Annotated in this window: 16 protein-coding genes; 5 read left to right on the forward strand and 11 right to left on the reverse strand. The window is 60.1% G+C overall.

The window, feature by feature from the left end; genetic code table 11:
- Positions 1-192: 192 nt before the first annotated feature.
- Positions 193-1,446: a serine hydroxymethyltransferase gene (gene glyA, locus JOE39_RS15345; RefSeq protein WP_024664010.1), complete on the forward strand. Its 1,254-nt coding sequence runs from the start codon at positions 193-195 to the stop codon at positions 1,444-1,446.
- Positions 1,447-1,551: 105 nt separating this feature from the next.
- On the opposite strand, the gene yjiA is transcribed toward glyA, so the two are convergent.
- From yjiA to JOE39_RS15360, 3 genes are all read right to left on the reverse strand, one after another.
- Complete coding sequence (gene yjiA, locus JOE39_RS15350; protein ID WP_046266825.1) at positions 1,552-2,529, reverse strand: GTPase; 978 nt, start codon at positions 2,527-2,529, stop codon at positions 1,552-1,554.
- Positions 2,530-2,624: 95 nt separating this feature from the next.
- On the reverse strand, positions 2,625-2,822 hold the full coding sequence (locus JOE39_RS15355) for a YbdD/YjiX family protein (protein WP_003313802.1): 198 nt from the start codon (positions 2,820-2,822) through the stop codon (positions 2,625-2,627).
- Positions 2,823-2,849: 27 nt separating this feature from the next.
- A complete protein-coding gene (locus JOE39_RS15360; protein ID WP_004416062.1) occupies positions 2,850-4,925 on the reverse strand; it encodes a carbon starvation CstA family protein in 2,076 nt (691 codons plus the stop codon).
- Between the two features lie 284 nt (positions 4,926-5,209).
- Between JOE39_RS15360 and JOE39_RS15365 the strand changes: the two genes are divergently transcribed.
- Positions 5,210-5,584, forward strand: coding sequence for a PilZ domain-containing protein (locus JOE39_RS15365; protein ID WP_003313806.1), 375 nt, complete (start codon positions 5,210-5,212; stop codon positions 5,582-5,584).
- Positions 5,585-5,598: 14 nt separating this feature from the next.
- Here JOE39_RS15365 and radA read toward each other — a convergent pair whose 3' ends face one another.
- Positions 5,599-6,966: a DNA repair protein RadA gene (gene radA, locus JOE39_RS15370; RefSeq protein ID WP_002555235.1), complete on the reverse strand. Its 1,368-nt coding sequence runs from the start codon at positions 6,964-6,966 to the stop codon at positions 5,599-5,601.
- Between the two features lie 196 nt (positions 6,967-7,162).
- On the opposite strand from radA, the gene mscL reads away from it, so the two are divergent.
- A complete protein-coding gene (gene mscL / locus JOE39_RS15375; protein WP_046266826.1) occupies positions 7,163-7,609 on the forward strand; it encodes a large-conductance mechanosensitive channel protein MscL in 447 nt (148 codons plus the stop codon).
- 440 nt (positions 7,610-8,049) lie between these two features.
- On the opposite strand, the gene JOE39_RS15380 is transcribed toward mscL, so the two are convergent.
- Complete coding sequence (locus JOE39_RS15380) at positions 8,050-8,826, reverse strand: ferredoxin--NADP reductase (protein ID WP_004416059.1); 777 nt, start codon at positions 8,824-8,826, stop codon at positions 8,050-8,052.
- A 336-nt stretch (positions 8,827-9,162) separates the two neighbouring features.
- Between JOE39_RS15380 and JOE39_RS15385 the strand changes: the two genes are divergently transcribed.
- Together JOE39_RS15385 and JOE39_RS15390 are read left to right on the forward strand one after the other, a co-directional pair.
- Positions 9,163-9,396 carry a helix-turn-helix transcriptional regulator gene (locus JOE39_RS15385; RefSeq protein ID WP_003340758.1) on the forward strand — a complete coding sequence of 78 codons (234 nt, stop codon included), beginning with the start codon at positions 9,163-9,165 and terminating at the stop codon, positions 9,394-9,396.
- 130 nt (positions 9,397-9,526) lie between these two features.
- Positions 9,527-10,651 (forward strand): methyltransferase, encoded by a 1,125-nt coding sequence (locus JOE39_RS15390; RefSeq protein WP_024664035.1) that lies wholly within the window; start codon positions 9,527-9,529, stop codon positions 10,649-10,651.
- A 92-nt stretch (positions 10,652-10,743) separates the two neighbouring features.
- On the opposite strand, the gene JOE39_RS15395 is transcribed toward JOE39_RS15390, so the two are convergent.
- From JOE39_RS15395 to JOE39_RS15420, 6 genes are all read right to left on the reverse strand, one after another.
- Positions 10,744-10,911: a DUF2474 domain-containing protein gene (locus JOE39_RS15395; RefSeq protein WP_002555239.1), complete on the reverse strand. Its 168-nt coding sequence runs from the start codon at positions 10,909-10,911 to the stop codon at positions 10,744-10,746.
- 21 nt (positions 10,912-10,932) lie between these two features.
- Positions 10,933-11,940, reverse strand: coding sequence for a cytochrome d ubiquinol oxidase subunit II (cydB, locus tag JOE39_RS15400; protein ID WP_003396217.1), 1,008 nt, complete (start codon positions 11,938-11,940; stop codon positions 10,933-10,935).
- Between the two features lie 3 nt (positions 11,941-11,943).
- Entirely contained in the window at positions 11,944-13,383 is a 1,440-nt protein-coding gene (locus tag JOE39_RS15405) for a cytochrome ubiquinol oxidase subunit I (protein ID WP_003396216.1), read from the reverse strand.
- A 422-nt stretch (positions 13,384-13,805) separates the two neighbouring features.
- Positions 13,806-16,007, reverse strand: coding sequence for a xanthine dehydrogenase family protein molybdopterin-binding subunit (locus JOE39_RS15410; RefSeq protein WP_210078586.1), 2,202 nt, complete (start codon positions 16,005-16,007; stop codon positions 13,806-13,808).
- Positions 16,004-16,993, reverse strand: a complete 990-nt coding sequence (locus tag JOE39_RS15415; RefSeq protein ID WP_017279011.1) for a xanthine dehydrogenase family protein subunit M — start codon at positions 16,991-16,993, stop codon at positions 16,004-16,006. Before JOE39_RS15415 ends, JOE39_RS15410 begins: the two co-directional genes overlap by 4 nt.
- Complete coding sequence (locus JOE39_RS15420) at positions 16,990-17,520, reverse strand: (2Fe-2S)-binding protein (RefSeq protein ID WP_029573395.1); 531 nt, start codon at positions 17,518-17,520, stop codon at positions 16,990-16,992. The genes JOE39_RS15415 and JOE39_RS15420 overlap by 4 nt, the downstream gene beginning before the upstream one ends.
- Positions 17,521-17,765 lie beyond the last annotated feature (245 nt).

Raw genomic sequence — 17,765 nt, forward strand, 5'->3', positions numbered from 1 at the left:
GACCTCGACAATCTCATGTGGCCGGGCCCCACACAGAACAAGCCTTGCGCCTGCAGCACGGCCATGATTTTGGCCCTGGTCGAAACCCGCGTGAACGCCCTCACTGTTCAAGATGACTGCCTTTCATATGCCAGATAAAACCCGATGGGGTAGAATAGTCGCCTTTTCCGCCATGCCCCCTTGAGGACTGCCATGTTCAGCCGTGATTTGACTATCGCCAAGTACGACGCCGATCTGTTTGCCGCCATGGAGCAAGAAGCTCTGCGTCAGGAAGAACACATCGAGCTGATTGCCTCGGAAAACTACACCAGTCCGGCCGTCATGGAAGCTCAAGGCTCGGCCCTGACCAACAAGTACGCAGAAGGCTATCCAGGCAAGCGCTACTACGGTGGTTGCGAGTACGTCGACATTATCGAGCAACTGGCCATCGACCGCGCCAAGGAACTGTTCGGCGCTGACTACGCCAACGTTCAGCCACATGCGGGTTCGCAAGCCAACTCGGCGGTCTACCTGGCCCTGCTGCAAGGCGGCGACACCATTCTGGGCATGAGCCTTGCTCACGGTGGTCACCTGACCCACGGCGCCAGCGTTTCGTCCTCGGGCAAACTGTACAACGCCGTTCAGTACGGCATCGATGCCGACGGCATGATCGATTACGACGAAGTCGAGCGCCTGGCTGTCGAGCACAAGCCAAAAATGATCGTCGCCGGTTTTTCTGCCTACTCGCAGATCCTCGACTTCCCGCGCTTCCGTGCAATCGCTGACAAGGTCGGTGCCTACCTGTTCGTCGACATGGCTCACGTAGCCGGTCTGGTCGCCGCAGGCGTCTACCCGAACCCGGTGCCATTCGCCGATGTCGTGACCACCACCACGCACAAGACCCTGCGCGGTCCACGTGGCGGCCTGATCCTGGCGCGCGCCAACGCCGAGATCGAGAAGAAGCTGAACTCTGCAGTATTCCCTGGCTCCCAGGGCGGTCCGCTGGAGCACGTCATCGCAGCCAAGGCCGTGTGCTTCAAGGAAGCGCTGCAGCCTGAGTTCAAGACCTACCAGCAGCAAGTGGTGAAGAACGCCAAGGCAATGGCCGGTGTGTTCATCGAGCGTGGCTTCGACGTCGTGTCCGGCGGTACCGAGAACCACCTGTTCCTGCTGTCGCTGATCAAACAGGACATCTCCGGTAAAGACGCCGACGCCGCTCTGGGTCGCGCCTTCATCACCGTCAACAAGAACTCCGTACCAAACGACCCACGCTCCCCGTTCGTCACCTCCGGCCTGCGCTTCGGCACCCCGGCAGTGACCACTCGCGGCTTCAAGGAAGCAGAGTGCAAGGAGCTGGCCGGCTGGATCTGCGACATCCTGGCTGACCTGAACAACGAAGCCGTGATCGACGCGGTTCGCGAGAAGGTCAAGGCCATCTGCGCCAAGCTGCCGGTTTACGGCGCTTGATAAGCCTGGTTTAAACGCAGTACCAAAAGCCCCGACTCGTGAGAGCCGGGGCTTTTTGTTGGGCGGTTCACTGTACGGGCAGAAGCTCAGCCGCTGTTCGACCTCTCAACCGCATACCTTCTCGAACCCCGCCCGAATCTTCTCCTCCGGCAACTCATCGGCAATGAACACAATCACGCTCTCGCGTTTTTCGCCTTCGGCCCACTCGGTGTCCCAGTCGAAGCCATACAGTTTGAGCACGCCCTGAAACACCATCTTGCGTGGTTCGTCTTCGATGTTGAGCACGCCCTTGTAACGCAGCAATTGTTTGCCGTGGTCTTCCAGCAGCTCGTTCATGAACTCGCTGAGGCGGTCCAGATTCAGCGGTTTTTCGCTGCGCAGGACCAGGCTGCTGATCCGGTCAGCGGAATTGCCGGCCGGGGCCAGCGGGCGCAGGATCATGCCGCCGCCGAGGTCGGCATTGAGGTTGAAGCCGCGTACGTCGAGCAGTTCGGCGAGGTCGATCCTGCCGTGCTCGACAATACGGATCGGCGCACGGCGGTTGATGCGGGTCAGGCGTGCACTAAGGGCCTCGAAGGCTGCGTCGTCGACCAGATCACGCTTGCTGACCAGCAACCGGTCGGCAAAACCGATCTGCGCCTGGGCGATGGTTTGCACCAGGTGGGTATCGGCGTGCGCGGCGTCGACCAGGGTAATGATGCCGTCGAGGATGTAACGCTCGCGCAGCTCTTCATCGATGAAGAACGTCTGCGCGACCGGCGCGGGATCGGCCAGACCGGTGCATTCGATCACCAGTCGGTCGAACGCGATCTCGCCGCTGTCCAGACGCTCCAGCAACAGGTAGAGCGCCTTGGTCAGGTCAGTGTGGATGGTGCAGCACACGCAACCGTTGGACAGGGTCATGATCTGCACAGGGTCGGTGCCGAGCAACTGGCTGTCGATGCCTGCATCGCTGAATTCGTTTTCAATCACGGCGATTTTCAGGCCGTGTTCGGCCTTGAGCAGGTGGCGCAGCAAGGTGGTCTTGCCGGCGCCCAGAAAACCGGTCAGCACGGTCACGGGGATGGGTTGCAACTCAGTCATAAGGCTCCTGGCGTGAGGCATTCAGCTGAAATGAAAACGCGCCACAGGTGATGGCCTGCGGCGCGTCGGATCAAACCATAACGCAGATCAGCGGATCAACAGCACTTCGGACCGGCCTTGCCGCCGTAACGGGCCTCTTGCCGCTCCCGAAAGAACTGCTCGTAGGTCATCACCGGCTTGTCCGGGTGAGTGTTCTGCATGTGCTCGACATAGGTGTCGTAGTCCGGCATGCCCACCATCAGGCGCGCGGCCTGACCAAGGTATTTGCCGAGGCGACTCAGGTCATTGAACATGGGCAAATCCTCTGTGGGTATCCATCATCACACCTGTGACGCTGGCGGCATGGCCTGGAACGGAGCTTCCTTGTCGGTGCGCTCCTTGGTGCTCCAGGCCGCACGGCCGACTTTAATGGCGTAGAACAGAATGCTGACCACCACGAACAGGAACAATATGGTCAGCCCGGCGTTGGTGTAAGCGTTGAAGATAACGTGCTGCATCTGGTCCATGGTTTTGGCCGGGGCCAGAATCTGACCGGCATCGGCCGCCGCGCTGTATTTCTTGGCCAGAGCCAGGAAACCTACCGCAGGGTTGGCGTCGAACAGCTTGATCAAACCAGCGGTCACGGTGCAGATCAGCAGCCAGACAGCGGGCAGCATGGTCACCCAGACATAGCGCTGACGCTTCATCTTGATCAGCACCACGCTGGCCAGCATCAGGGCGATACCGGCAAGCATCTGGTTGGAGATACCGAACAGCGGCCACAGGGTATTGATGCCGCCCAGCGGATCGATCACGCCCTGATAGAGCAGATAGCCCCACAGCGCCACGCAACCGCCGGTACCGATGGCGTTGGCCGTCCACGACTCGGTGCGCTTCAGGGCCGGGACGAAGCTGCCCAGCAAGTCCTGCAGCATGAAGCGTCCGGCACGTGTACCGGCGTCGACTGCGGTCAGGATGAACAGTGCCTCAAACAGAATCGCGAAGTGGTACCAGAACGCCATGGTGTTTTCACCCGGCAGCACCTGATGGAGAATCTGCGCGATACCGACGGCCAGCGTCGGAGCACCACCGGCACGGGCCAGAACAGTGTTTTCACCGATGTCTTTCGCGACAGCGGTCAGTTGCTCCGGCGTGATGGCAAAGCCCCAGCTGGACACGGTCTGCGCAACGGTTACCACGTCACTGCCGACCACCGCAGCCGGGCTGTTCATGGCGAAGTACACGCCCGGCTCAATCACCGACGCGGCAACCATCGCCATGATGGCCACGAAGGACTCCATCAGCATGCCGCCGTAACCGATGTAACGGGCGTTCTTCTCGTTATCCAGCAGTTTGGGCGTCGTGCCCGACGAGATCAGTGCGTGGAAACCCGACACTGCACCGCAGGCAATGGTGATGAACAGGAACGGGAACAGTGCGCCCTTCCAGACCGGGCCTGTGCCGTTGGTGAACTGGGTCAGGGCCGGCATTTTCAGCTCGGGCGCCAGAATCAGGATGCCGATCGCGAGTGCCAGAATGGTGCCGATTTTCAGGAAGGTCGACAGGTAGTCACGGGGTGCAAGCAGCAGCCAGACCGGCAGCATGGCCGCTACAAAGCCATAACCGACCAGCATCCAGGTGATCTGCACGCCGGTAAACGTGAACATCGGCCCCCAGGTCGGATCCGCCGCAACCATGCCGCCGACCCAGATGGAGCCGAGCAACAGAATGACGCCGACGATGGAGATTTCACCAATGCGTCCTGGACGGATGTAGCGCATATAAATGCCCATGAACATCGCGATCGGGATCGTCGCCATGACCGTGAACATGCCCCACGGGCTCTCAGCCAGGGCCTTGACTACGATCAGCGCCAGCACCGCGAGGATGATGATCATGATCAGGAAACAGCCGAATAGTGCAATGGTGCCGGGAATACGGCCCATTTCCTCGCGGACCATGTCGCCCAACGAGCGTCCGTCACGGCGCGTCGAAAGGAACAGGATCATGAAGTCCTGCACCGCACCGGCCAACACCACGCCGGCAATCAGCCAGAGCGTACCGGGCAGATAGCCCATTTGCGCTGCCAGTACCGGGCCTACCAGCGGGCCTGCGCCAGCAATGGCTGCAAAGTGGTGACCGAAGAGGATGTGTTTGTTGGTCGGCACATAGTCCAGACCGTCGTTGTTGACCACCGCCGGTGTCGCGCGCAGCGGATCGATCTGCATGACGTGAGTGGCGATGAAAAGACTGTAGTAACGATAGGCAACCAGGTAGATAGCTACCGCGGCGACCACGATCCACAAGGCGTTGATCGCCTCTCCGCGACGCAAGGCCACGACCCCAAGGGCACATGCCCCGACAATTGCGACGATGAGCCAGGGAACATGGCGCATCAGACTATTATTATTTTTCATTTTTTTATTCCAGCAGAGTTGACTAGAAGGCAAGCCATGCGAGTTTAGCGCCGGATCAGCGAAAGACCACCCCCAACCAAGGTCTAGGTCGAAATTTGATCAATTGCGGCAGATACCCGGCATAGAGGGCTGGAATGGCCTCGACAGATGGCGTTCCGATCACAAAACAGCGATGCAGAACTGTTCTGCAATTGCTTTCCGGTCTATCGTGCATGGACAACAGAATCGATCAGATAACGACCTGCCCGCTGACTCCGGTGGCGGTCACCAAGAGAGTTCATTCGATGACCGACTCACCCGAAGATCGCCGTCGTTTCAAACGCATTGCCTTTGATGCCAAGACCGATCTGAAGCAAGGCGACAAAAGCTGGAAAGTGCAACTGGTCGACCTGTCCCTCAAAGGGTTGCTGATCGACCGGCCTGATCCGTGGAACGGTGATCAGACGCAGCCCTTTGAAGTCGACATCATTCTGAGCAACGATGCCCATGTGAAAATGGATGTCGAAATCACCCATGACAACAACCGGCAACTGGGATTCGTTTGCCGGCACATTGGGCTGGAGTCAATCAGCCACCTTAGGCGGCTGGTCGAATTGAACCTCGGAGACCCCGAGGAACTGGATCGGGAACTGGCAGCCTTGATCGAACTGCAGGAATAATCCTCAGGGCGAAGTTACTCGAACAGCGCATCGAGGGCCTGTTCAAGTCGCGTAACGGCAATGATCTGCAAGCCGGGCGGCGCTTCTTTCGGCGCGTTGCCCTTGGGCACGATGGCGCGCTTGAAGCCGTGCTTGGCGGCCTCCTTGAGGCGCTCCTGGCCGCTGGGCACCGGCCTGACTTCACCGGAAAGCCCCACCTCACCGAACACCAGCAAGTCATGCGGCAGCGGACGATTGCGCAGGCTGGACATGACCGCCGCCATCAAGGCCAGGTCGGAGGCGGTTTCCAGCACTTTCACGCCGCCTACCACGTTGAGGAACACGTCCTGATCGTGAGTAGGAATGCCACCGTGACGGTGCAGGACTGCCAGCAGCATCGCCAGACGATTCTGATCCAGTCCCAGCGTTACGCGGCGCGGGTTGGACATGTGACTGTCGTCCACCAGCGCCTGCACTTCCACCAGCATCGGCCGCGTGCCTTCCCAGGTGGCCATGACCACACTACCCGGCACTTCTTCCTGCGCACGAGTGAGAAAGATCGCCGACGGGTTGGAGACTTCTTTCAGACCCTTGTCGGTCATGCCGAACACGCCCAGCTCATTGACCGCGCCAAAGCGGTTCTTCACCGCTCGTAACAGGCGCAGGCGACCATCCGACTCGCCCTCGAAATACAGCACGGTGTCGACCATGTGCTCAAGCACACGCGGACCGGCCAGGGCGCCTTCCTTGGTGACGTGGCCGACCAGGAAGATCGCCGTGCCGCTCTGCTTGGCGTAACGCACCAGCAAGGCGGCGCTTTCACGAACCTGCGACACGCCGCCAGGGGCCGACTGCAGCTGTTCGGTGAAAATCGTCTGGATCGAATCGATCACCATCACCTTGGGCTTCTCGACCTTGGCAGTGGCAATGATGGTCTCGATGCAGGTTTCGGTCATGACCCGCAGCTTGTCCTGCGGCAGACCCAGGCGCCGGGCACGCATGGCAACCTGCTGTTGGGATTCCTCACCGGTGACATACAGCGCGGGCATGCGCTGGGCGATGTTGCACAGCGTCTGCAAGAGGATCGTGGACTTGCCGATGCCGGGGTCGCCGCCAATCAGAACCACCGAACCGTCAACCAGACCGCCGCCGAGTACCCTGTCCAGCTCGGTGGAGTTGGTGGAGAAGCGCGGGATCTCTTCGACGCTGACCTCCGCCAGGGTCCTGATCTGCGCCTGCGAACCGGTCCAGCCGGTACGCCCGGTGGGCGGCGCGGCGGCACCGCTTTCAATCATGGTTTCGACCAGTGTGTTCCAGGCACCGCATTCGCTGCACTGGCCCGCCCACTTGGGAAATGTCGCGCCGCACTCGGTGCAGCCGTACAAGCGTTTGGCCTTGGCCATGACAACCCCAGTCGTTAGAAAACGCCCATGATAACGCAGGTTGCAACACCTGCCAGTCGCTGGCCGACGACTGCTTTTGAAAACCGGATAAAACTTACATGGACGACTCCGGTCGATTGAATGTGGCACGGGCGGCAACAGTACGTCTGGGCTACACTCATCCGGATCAAATTTATCTGCTACAAGGAATTACCCCATGAGCGTGCTTAAGGAATTCAAGGCATTCGCGGTCAAAGGCAACGTAGTTGATATGGCCGTCGGTATTATCATCGGCGCGGCATTCGGCAAGATCGTTTCCTCGTTCGTCGGCGATGTCATCATGCCGCCGCTGGGCCTGCTGATTGGTGGCGTGGACTTCAGCGACCTGGCCGTCACCCTGCGCCCCGCGCAAGGGACTGCACCTGCGGTACTGCTGGCGTACGGCAAGTTCATCCAGACCGTCCTCGACTTCATCATCGTCGCGTTCGCGATCTTCATGGGCGTCAAGGCCATCAACCGCCTGAAACGCGAAGAAGCCAAGGCACCTACTCTGCCGCCAACACCCTCCAGAGAAGAAGTCCTGCTGGGCGAGATACGCGACCTGCTCAAAGAGCAGAGCAAACCGGCAGCGCCCATTACCGTGGATCCTGCGCGTACGCTTTGATTGAGTAAGGCCTGCACCTGCCGGCCATCGGCCCTAAGCAGTGCTTTTCAACCGCGATGGCACTGACAACGCAGAGTGCGACGTAAGTGACGGCTGAGTCCTGGCGCTGATCCGGGGGTAGCCTGGCAGGACGCCAGGCTAGCCGCACCGCGCCATGGATGGCGCGTTGCGGCGACCCCCGGATCAGTGACAGGGCGAAGGAACCCGACGAAGTCGGGCCGGAAACGGAGCTAAGGACTTTGCTTACTTTGGTCCCTCAAAGTGAGTCGCCGAGGGGCGAAAAGGTGACCTGAGTCGAACCTCAATCTACCTGACATCACAGAACAGCTGTGTGACGCAGAGCGTCACGAACTGCATTCCCAAGCTGGAGCGTGAGGAACGATAGTTATGTGACTGTCGTGCCAATGCTCGGCACGACAGCCATCGTTAGCCGCCAACCCTCACCAATACGTCTCAACCGCCACCTGCCCAGGCTTGCGTGACAGGCTCAAGCGCATCTCGCGCTGCTTGAGAATCGCCCGAGTGTCATCGATCATCTGCGGATTGCCGCACAGCATCACCCGCGAATGCTCCGGCGTGAGAGCAATGCCGGCCGCGCGCTCCAGCTCCCCGTTTTCGATCAACTGCGTGATACGTCCATTCAATGCGCCCGGATGCTGCTCGCGGGTCACCGTAGGCAGAAACAGAAACTTGTCCGCGTATTCAGCCAGGTACTCACGCTGCATCAGTTCGGCAATCAACTGCTGATAAGCCAGCTCGCGCGACTCACGAACGCTGTACACCAGAATCACCCGCTCGAACTTCTCCCAAACCTCGAAATCCTGAAGGATCGACAGAAACGGTGCGACACCCGTCCCTGTGGATAACAGCCAGAGATCGCGCCCATCGACAAAGCGATCCAGGGTCAGATAACCAAACGCCTGCTTTTCCACCAACAGACTGTCACCCTCACGCAAGCGGCTCAACTCGCTGGTGAACTCGCCATCCGGCACCACGATGGAAAAGAACTCCAGAAACTCGTCATGCGGAGAAGAAACCATCGAGTAGGCACGCCATACGACTGAACCGTCGGCCTTGGTCACCCCGAGACGCGCAAACTGTCCAGCACGAAAGCGAAAACCGGGATCACGCGTGGTGCGCAGGGTAAACAGGTTCGCGGTCAGCGGCGTGACACGCTGCAGTGTCTGTCGGGTGAATTTGTCGTCACTGACGGTCATGGTGCGCTTTGAACTCCTGAATATGGAAAGCAGAGCCCAGTGTCCCGCAAAGCAGGCTCGATAAACACCGGCTATTTGTGATGGATTACCCGGCAACGGGCTCTGCCGCTTAGAGTATTTGGTTCTTGGATCAGCCCTTGCAGGGTCGAACGTCCACAGAGCCGATTACCCCGACCCTTCTCGCGCGGGGGTTTCAGCCGACAGCCCCGAAACACACTGCCAAGTGCCATCAGCCCATCCGTCCGGCTGATCCGCAGCCTGACGGATTGCGGTCTATTTGTTCCTAGACTGGATAAACACCCAGCAAGGTCTGTACACGTACTGCAAGGAGGCTACATGAACACAATGGACATAAATTTCTCACAGCCCTCGCCAGCAAAAAACCTGACTCAGAGAGAAATCGAAGTCCTCAAATGGTCCGCTGAAGGCAAAACAGCTGGCGACATCGCAATGATCCTCTGCCTGAAGGAGCGCACAATTCACTTCCACATTGCCAGCGCCATTCAAAAAATGGGCGTTTGCAACAAGACGGCTGCCGCCGTACAGGCCGCACTCAGCGGGATGTTCTGACAAAACGGGCAATCACCGCGTAATCAGACAGGTATCGAAACGAAAAAATACGTAAAATCGTCTGTCTCAGCGAGCCCACCTGTCATCGGGCTCACTGACATACCTTCGATTGCACAGAGTTCTCCCGCCAATGCCGCTGCTCATCAGTCCCTTCGCTGAACTTGATCTCATTCGCCAACCCGAGCAACAGGATGAGCCCCTGCAGGCCTTCGATGCCGCTGACGAGTACCTGCTCAATCATGTTGCACAAACAGGGCTGAGCCTGCCAAGCCGGGTTCTGGTGCTCAATGACAGTTTCGGCGCGCTGGCGGCAAGTCTCGCGCCGCATGCCACGGTGATCAGCAGTACCGACTCGTTTCTGGCGGCACAGGCGCTGGAAAAGAATCTGGCGCGCAACGGCATGAGCTACGACGCAGTACCGCACATTCCGGCCAGCGAAGCGTTGCAAGGGCCATTCGACTGGGTGCTGATTCGTGTGCCCAAGACCCTGGCGCTGCTCGAGGAGCAACTGATACGCCTGCAAGGCCAGCTGGCCCCCGGCGCACGGGTTATCGCTGCAGCAATGGTCAAGCATTTGCCGCGTTCGGCTGGCGACTTGCTGGAGGAATATGTCGGACCGGTCCAAGCCTCGCTGGCAGTGAAAAAAGCCAGGCTGTTGTTTGCCACGCCACAGCCCATGGAAGTGCGCACCTCGCCCTACCCGACGCGCTACCGGCTGGATGAACCGGCCATCGAACTGCTCAACCATGCCAATGTGTTCTGCCGCGACGGGCTAGACATCGGCACCCGCGCTTTCCTGCCGCATCTGCCAAAAAATCTTGGCACGGCACGGGTCGCGGACCTGGGTTGCGGTAACGGCGTACTGGCCATCGCCAGTGCGCTGGACAACCCGCAGGCGCACTACACGCTGGTCGACGAGTCGTTCATGGCCGTGCAATCGGCAGCCGAGAACTGGCAAGCGACGCTGGGTGATCGCGCCGTACGGATTCAAGCAGGCGACGGTCTGGAGATGCAGGAGCCTGATTCGCTGGATGTGGTGCTGTGCAACCCGCCCTTCCACCAGCAACAAGTGGTCGGCGACTTTCTTGCCTGGCGGATGTTCCTTCAGGCCCGGGCCGCTCTGGTGACTGGCGGGGCGCTGTACATCGTCGGCAATCGCCACCTGGGTTATCACACCAAGCTGTCGCGCTTGTTCCGCGGCGTCGAACAAGTCGCCGCTACGCCGAAATTCGTGATCCTGAAAGCCCGCAAGTAACCCACGCCCACGGCACAAAAAAAGACCCCCTTGCCACGCGAGTGGCAAGAGGGTCGCAAAACGTGTCCGCAGACACGAACGGGAATTCAGTATCAGTGTGTCGTCAGGCCCGCTGCGCTCATGAACATGCGCATCAGGCTGGCCACGATGAACAGCGCGAATACGCTGCCCGCCCAGATTCCGACCAGCCAGGCCAGTCGTTGCCAGAGCGGCTTGCTCAGCGCCGGATCAGGATCGTGCATGGAATTTTTACCAGACATCGTCATTCTCCTCGGTTCGGACTAGTGATAACCGTCTGCAGCCGTCACCTTGCCGCGGAACACGTAATAGCTCCAGAAGGTGTAGCCCAGGATGAACGGAATGATGAACAGCGTGCCCACCAGCATGAAGCCCTGGCTCTGCGGCGGCGCGGCGGCGGTCCAGATCGATACCGACGGCGGGATGATGTTTGGCCACAGACTGATGCCCAGACCGCTGTAACCCAGGAAGATCAGCAACAGGGTCAGCAGAAACGGCGTGTAGTGGGCATTGCGGGCCACCGCCTTGAACAGACCATACATGGTCACCAGCACCAGAATCGGTACCGGCATGAACCAGAACAGGTTGGGCATGCTGAACCAGCGATGCGCGATATCAGCGTGGGCCAGCGGCGTCCACAGGCTGACCACGCCCATGACCGCGAGCACCGCAAGGGCCAGCGGACGCGCCAGATCATGCATCGCCTTCTGCAGCGAGCCTTCGGTTTTCATGATCAGCCAAGTGCAGCCCAGCAGCGCATAGGCGACGATCAAGGCCAGCCCGCAGAACATCGGGAACGGCGAGAGCCAGTCCAGCGAGCCCCCGGCAAACTGGCGATCGACCACCGGAATACCTTCAATGTAGGTACCCAGCGCCACGCCCTGGAAGAAGGTCGCAGCCAGCGAGCCGCCAATGAACGCCTTGTCCCACCAGTGGCGCTTCAGTTCGGTCGCCTTGAAGCGGAACTCGAATGCCACGCCACGGAAAATCAGGCCCATGAGCATGAACATCAGCGGCAGGTACAGCGCAGACAGGACCACCGAGTAGGCCAGCGGGAATGCGCCGAACAGTGCTGCACCGCCCAGCACCAGCCAGGTTTCGTTGCCGTCCCAGACCGGCGCGACGGTGTTCATCATCACGTCGCGGTCGGAACTGTCTTTCATGAACGGGAAGAGAATCCCGATACCCAGATCGAAGCCGTCCATCACCACGTACATCATGATGCCGAAGACGATGATGATGGCCCAGATCAGCGGAAGATCGATACCCATGGCTTAAATCCCCTTGCCGTGACGGTCAAGATTGTCGCCATCTTCTTCGCCTTCAACAGCGGCGGAGAGTGGACGGGCCGGTGTACGTTGCTGGCCGGGACCACCGTGAGGCACATGTTCGACATAGGCCTTCGGCCCTTTGCGAACCAGACGCATCATGTAGCCAAGGCCTGTGCCGAAGAGCACGAAGTAGACGACCACGAACAGCACTAGGGTGATGCTCATCTGCGCCACGCTGTGCCCGGACGAGGCATCGGCGGTACGCATCAGGCCGTACACGACCCACGGCTGACGACCGATTTCGGTGGTGAACCAGCCGGCGAGAATCGCGATCAGACCAGACGGCCCCATCCACAACGCCAGGTACAGGAACGGACGCGAGTTATACAGCGTGCCGCGCTTGCGCAGCCACAGGCTCCACAGGCCGGTGAAGATCATCAGCATGCCAAGGGCGACCATGACCCGGAACGACCAGAACACGATCGTCGAATTAGGGCGATCCTCGGGCTTGAACTCCTTGAGCGCAGGCACCTGCTTGTCGAGACTGTGGGTCAGGATCAGGCTGCCCAGGTACGGAATTTCCACCGCGTACTTGGTTCGTTCTTCCTTCATGTCGGGAATGCCGAACAGGATAAGCGGGGTCGGTTCGTCACCGACGTTCTCCCAGTGACCTTCGATAGCCGCAATCTTCGCAGGCTGATGCTTGAGCGTATTCAGACCGTGGAAGTCACCGACGACAGCCTGGACAGGCGCGACCAGCAGGGCCATCCACATGGCCATCGAGAGCATCTTGCGCACCGCAGGTGTGTCGCGGCCCCGCAACAGGTGCCAGGCGGCCGACGAACCGACGAAGAACGCCGTCGCCACGAACGCGGCAATGGCCATGTGCGTCAGACGATAAGGGAACGACGGGTTGAAGACCACGGCGAACCAGTCAGTGGGAATGATCCGACCGTCGATGATCTCGAACCCTTGCGGTGTCTGCATCCAGCTGTTGGACGACAGAATCCAGAAGGTGGAGATCAGCGTGCCGATGGCAACCATTACCGTGGAGAAGAAGTGCAGTCTGCGGCCGACACGATTCCAGCCGAACAGCATCACACCGAGGAAGCCCGCTTCCAGGAAGAACGCGGTCAGCACCTCGTAGGTCAGCAGCGGCCCGGTCACAGCACCTGCGAAGTCGGAGAAGCGGCTCCAATTGGTGCCGAACTGGTAGGCCATGACAAGCCCGGAAACCACGCCCATGCCGAAGTTGACTGCAAAAATCTTCGACCAGAAGTGGTACAGGTCACGGTAGACGTCATCGCGGGTCTTCAGCCACAGACCTTCGAGCACAGCCAGGTAACTTGCCAGACCGATGGTGATGGCAGGAAACAGAATGTGGAACGAAATCGTGAATGCGAACTGAATCCGGGCGAGATCTATAGCCTCTAAACCGAACATAAGATGTTCCTCTCTCAGATGAAACGTGCTGCCGGCCACAAGCCAACAGCGATTGCCCCCACGGTAATGAGTGCTTGTGTTTCTTTATTCTGGCGTTTCCAAAAGCGAAAACGCTGGTCGATGCACTGATCATTGACTTAACGCAATGACGCAGATCAATCGACCATCAAAGAGTAGTCCTGTTCAGCCATTAAAGTTGTGTGGTCTATTGTCGCGTGGCGGTTTGTCTCACCTGCAGAGCAAGTGCAGACGCTGAGCCCTTCCGGACACCTATCGTTCCTCACGCTCGGTGTGGGAATGCAGCTCGTGACGCTGCGCGTCACATCTGCGCCGCACCGCCTGCACAAGAGGACGCAGAGCGCCACCCACTGCGTGCCAATGCAGAGCATTGGCACGATAGGCAGTTGGCTGTGCGTTTACTGTTACAACAGCTTATCCAGCGTGATCGGAAACTCGCGGATCCGTTTGCCGGTGGCGTGATAGATCGCGTTGGCAATCGCTGCCGGCACACCCACGATGCCGATCTCGCCGACGCCCTTGGAACCCAGCGCGTTGACGATGTCGTCGTGCTCTTCGACAAACAGCACGTCGATATCACCAATGTCAGCGTTCACCGGGATGTGGTACTCGGCCAGGCTGTGGTTCATCGGACGGCCCAGGTCGTGGTCAAGCATCGCCTCTTCCTGAAGCGCCATGCCCATGCCCCAGACAACGCCCCCCAGAATCTGACTGCGCGCCATTTTCGGGTTCACGACCCTGCCCGCTGCGACGGCACTGACCACACGATTGACCTTGATAGTGCCCAGATCCTCGTCGACCAGCACTTCGACGAACACCGCCGAGTGCGTGGCTGCCGCATAGGCTTCGCGCTTCTCGTCCGGCTCGGCGTCGACTTGCACCTCAATGACACCATGGGCCTGAGACGCTGCCAGTTCAGCCATCGATAGCGCCTGATCGCCGACATACAGCTTGCCCGCTTCGAAGCGAACCTCATCCGGCGTCACAGAAGCGAATTGCGGATGCAGCCCTTTGGCAACTTCCAGTACCTGACGCTGCAACGCCTGGCAGGCCTGTTGCACCGCAGTACCGACTGAAGACACCGTGAACGAGCCGCCCTGCAACGGCGCAGTCGGCAATGAAGAGTCGCCCAGCAGGAAGCTGACGTTATCCACCTCGATACCCGACGACTCTGCAGCGATCTGCGTCATGACGGTATAAGTGCCGGTGCCGATGTCGGTGGTAGCACTGCTGACCACCAGCTTGCCGTCCGCTTGCAAGCGCGCCTTGGCGCTGGCCTTCATCTGCATGGCCTCCCAGACACCACCCGCCATGCCCCAGCCGACCAGTTGACGGCCCTGACGCATGCTGCGGGGCTCAGGGTTGCGGCTGGACCAGCCAAAGCGTTCGGCACCCTGGGCGTAGCATTCGCGCAATTCCTTGCTCGAATACGGCTTGTCTTCGTTGCCGTTGCGCTCGGCGTAGTTGGTCAGGCGCAGGCGCACCGGGTCGATGGCCAAGGCGTAAGCCAGTTCGTCCATGGCGCATTCCAGGCCGATCATGCCCAGGGCAGCACCGGGCGCACGCATGTCGAGCGGCGTAAAGACGTCCAGCGGGACCAGTTTGTAGGTCAACTGCACGTTGTCGCAGTGGTAGAGCATGCCGCTCCACTCCACGACGTGCTCGCTGAAGTCCTCGAAGCGCGAAGTCTGCCCGATGGCCTCATGACCGACCGCCAGCAAACGACCGTTGGCAGCCGCGCCCAGACGCAGGCGCTGAACAGTGCGCGGGCGATAACCGAAGGTGAACATCTGTTGCCGGGTCAGCGTCAAGCGCACGGAGCGCTTGAGGTGCAGTGCAGCCATCACCGCCAGCGGCAACTGATACTGTGGGCGCAGGCCAGAACCGAAAGCACCACCGACAAAGGCGGCCAGCACACGGATCTTGTCCTTTTCCAGGCCGAAGACCTTGTGCAGGTAGTCCTGACAGTTTTGCGTGCCTTGGGTCTTGTCGTGAATCTGCAAGCTGCCGTCGGCCTGATACAGGACGGTCGATGCATGCGGTTCCATCGGGTTGTGGTATTCGCTGGGCGTGCTGTACGTCACGTCCACGCTCAACGCCGCGCTGGCAAGTTCACCTTCGAAGTTGCCACGCGGCGGCGGCAATTCGGCAGGCGCTTTGTAGGCCGTATCGAGCATGGCCTGCAGATCGGTCTGGTGCTCCTGCTGCTCGTATTCGATACGCACCAGCGAGCCGGCGTGCCGCGCCAGCTCCAGCGTATCGGCGACGACCAGCGCGAGTGGTTGGCCGCTGTACATCACGTTGTCGTTGTAAAAAGGACGAAACGGCGAACCGTCGGCCGAATCGGCGTCCTCATAGTTTTCGTCGTAACTGGCCAGCCACGGACGATTGGTGTGGTCAATGACAGCGACCACACCCGGAACCTTCAACGCTTCACTTGTATCGATGCTGGCGACGCGACCGTTGGCGATGGTGCTGGAGACCACGCTGCCATACAGCAACCCTTCTTCAGGGTATTCGCCGGCGTAACGTGCGCCACCGGTCACTTTCAATCGGCCGTCGACGCGGTCCACAGGCTTGCCCATTGGCGAAAATGGCTGGTTCATTGGGCGCTCCCTCCTGTTGCGGCATCGCTCAGGGCACGGATGATCGCGCGGCGGGCCAGTCTGACTTTGAAACCGTTGTGCTCCAGAGGCTGGGCATCTTCAAGCATGGCGTCTGCGGCAGCGGCGAAGTTCTCGCGGGTGACCGGCTTGCCGACCAACAGTGTTTCGACGGCCTTGTCGCGCCACGGCTTGTGCGCGACACCGCCCAATGCCAGACGCACGTCGCGAATCACGTCGCCGTCCAGATCGATGGCGGCAGCCACCGATATCAGGGCAAACGCGTAGGACGCACGGTCGCGGATCTTCAGATAAGCGTTGTGGCTGACAAAGCCGTTTGCAGGCAGCTCGACGGCGACAATCAACTCATCGTCAGCCAACTGATTGTCACGTTGCGGCGCATCACCTGGCAGGCGATGGAAATCCGCGAACTCGATGGTGCGGCGGCCGGCACGTCCTTGAACATGCACCACGGCTTCCAGCGCAGCGAGGGCCACGCACATGTCGGACGGGTGAGTCGCGACGCAGTCCTCGCTGGCACCGAGGATCGCGTGAATGCGATTAAGGCCCGTGCGCGCCGGGCAGCCACTGCCCGGCTCGCGCTTGTTGCACGGCACGCCGGTGTCATAGAAGTAGTAACAGCGGGTGCGTTGCAGCAGGTTGCCGCCGGTACTGGCCATGTTGCGCAGCTGCGGCGAAGCACCGGCCAGCACGGCTTTGCTCAACAGCGGGTAACGCGCTTCGATCAGCGGGTGGTAGGCCAGGTCGGCGTTGCTGACCAGCGCACCGATCATCACACCGCCCGAGGCGGTTTCACTGACATCCTTTAAAGGCAGGCCAGTGATGTCGATCAGGTGCTCGGGCGTGGCGACGTTTTCTTTCATCAGGTCGAGCAGATTGGTGCCGCCTGCAATGAAACGCGTGGCCGGTCCGCTCAGGTTGACCGCCGCAGTGATGTCGGTCGGCTTGCTGTAGGTAAACGGATTCATGCATTCACCTCCGGCTTCGGCGCTGCATTGTGGAACTGAGGCAGCGCCTCTTCGACGGCGGCGAGGATATTGCTGTAGGCACCGCAGCGGCACAGGTTACCGCTCATCAGTTCCTGAATCTCGGCACGCGTGCTGGCGCGCCCCTCATTGGCAAGCCCGACAGCCGAGCAGATTTGCCCGGGCGTGCAGTAGCCGCACTGGAACGCATCGTTCTTGATGAACGCCTGCTGCATGGGGTGCAACTGGTCGCCATTGGCCAGGCCTTCAATCGTGGTCAGCTCGGCGCCGTCACACATGATCGCCAGCGTCAGGCAGGCATTGATGCGCGTGCCGTCGCGCAGTACGGTACACGCACCGCACTGGCCGTGGTCGCAGCCTTTCTTGGTTCCGACCAGATCGAGCTGATCGCGCAGCAGGTCAAGCAAGGTGGTCCAGGGCAGCACATCCAGTTGGCGGAGCTGTCCGTTCAGGGTCAGGGAAATCGCGTGGGTGGCGAAGTCCTGGGGGTTCGGGGTCGTTGCACTCATGGAAACCTCACGGTAGGCGGTCACTTAGCGCACTTTTTATGCGTCTTAAGGGGTGGGACTTCGCGAGGTTTGCAACGTTCAGGCTTTCTTGATGAGCGTACTTGTCATCGAAAGGCCGTCATCCACACGCAGCCATCCCGCCAAGCTGCTGGTATGATGCGCGGCTTTTTCCGACCCGCAAAAATCAAACGGGCTGCCCTGCAGTCTGTGCATTGCTGTTGGAGTCGATCATTCACGACGCGCGC

Origin of the sequence: Pseudomonas sp. PvP100, assembly GCF_017833055.1 — a bacterium.
Taxonomy (GTDB): Bacteria; Pseudomonadota; Gammaproteobacteria; order Pseudomonadales; family Pseudomonadaceae; genus Aquipseudomonas; species Aquipseudomonas syringae.

Bases quoted from the DNA above. Each gene is read 5' to 3' on its own strand.
- JOE39_RS15410 (WP_210078586.1), bottom strand. From the start codon at position 16,007: ATGAACCAGCCATTTTCGCCAATGGGCAAGCCTGTGGACCGCGTCGAC.
- yjiA (WP_046266825.1), bottom strand. From the start codon at position 2,529: ATGACTGAGTTGCAACCCATCCCCGTGACCGTGCTGACCGGTTTTCTG.
- cydB (WP_003396217.1), bottom strand. From the start codon at position 11,940: ATGGGTATCGATCTTCCGCTGATCTGGGCCATCATCATCGTCTTCGGC.
- JOE39_RS15355 (WP_003313802.1), bottom strand. From the start codon at position 2,822: ATGTTCAATGACCTGAGTCGCCTCGGCAAATACCTTGGTCAGGCCGCG.
- JOE39_RS15380 (WP_004416059.1), bottom strand. From the start codon at position 8,826: ATGACCGTCAGTGACGACAAATTCACCCGACAGACACTGCAGCGTGTC.
- radA (WP_002555235.1), bottom strand. From the start codon at position 6,966: ATGGCCAAGGCCAAACGCTTGTACGGCTGCACCGAGTGCGGCGCGACA.
- JOE39_RS15420 (WP_029573395.1), bottom strand. From the start codon at position 17,520: ATGAGTGCAACGACCCCGAACCCCCAGGACTTCGCCACCCACGCGATT.
- JOE39_RS15390 (WP_024664035.1), top strand. From the start codon at position 9,527: ATGCCGCTGCTCATCAGTCCCTTCGCTGAACTTGATCTCATTCGCCAA.
- JOE39_RS15360 (WP_004416062.1), bottom strand. From the start codon at position 4,925: ATGAAAAATAATAATAGTCTGATGCGCCATGTTCCCTGGCTCATCGTC.
- JOE39_RS15365 (WP_003313806.1), top strand. From the start codon at position 5,210: ATGACCGACTCACCCGAAGATCGCCGTCGTTTCAAACGCATTGCCTTT.
- JOE39_RS15395 (WP_002555239.1), bottom strand. From the start codon at position 10,911: ATGTCTGGTAAAAATTCCATGCACGATCCTGATCCGGCGCTGAGCAAG.
- mscL (WP_046266826.1), top strand. From the start codon at position 7,163: ATGAGCGTGCTTAAGGAATTCAAGGCATTCGCGGTCAAAGGCAACGTA.
- JOE39_RS15415 (WP_017279011.1), bottom strand. From the start codon at position 16,993: ATGAATCCGTTTACCTACAGCAAGCCGACCGACATCACTGCGGCGGTC.
- glyA (WP_024664010.1), top strand. From the start codon at position 193: ATGTTCAGCCGTGATTTGACTATCGCCAAGTACGACGCCGATCTGTTT.
- JOE39_RS15385 (WP_003340758.1), top strand. From the start codon at position 9,163: ATGAACACAATGGACATAAATTTCTCACAGCCCTCGCCAGCAAAAAAC.
- JOE39_RS15405 (WP_003396216.1), bottom strand. From the start codon at position 13,383: ATGTTCGGTTTAGAGGCTATAGATCTCGCCCGGATTCAGTTCGCATTC.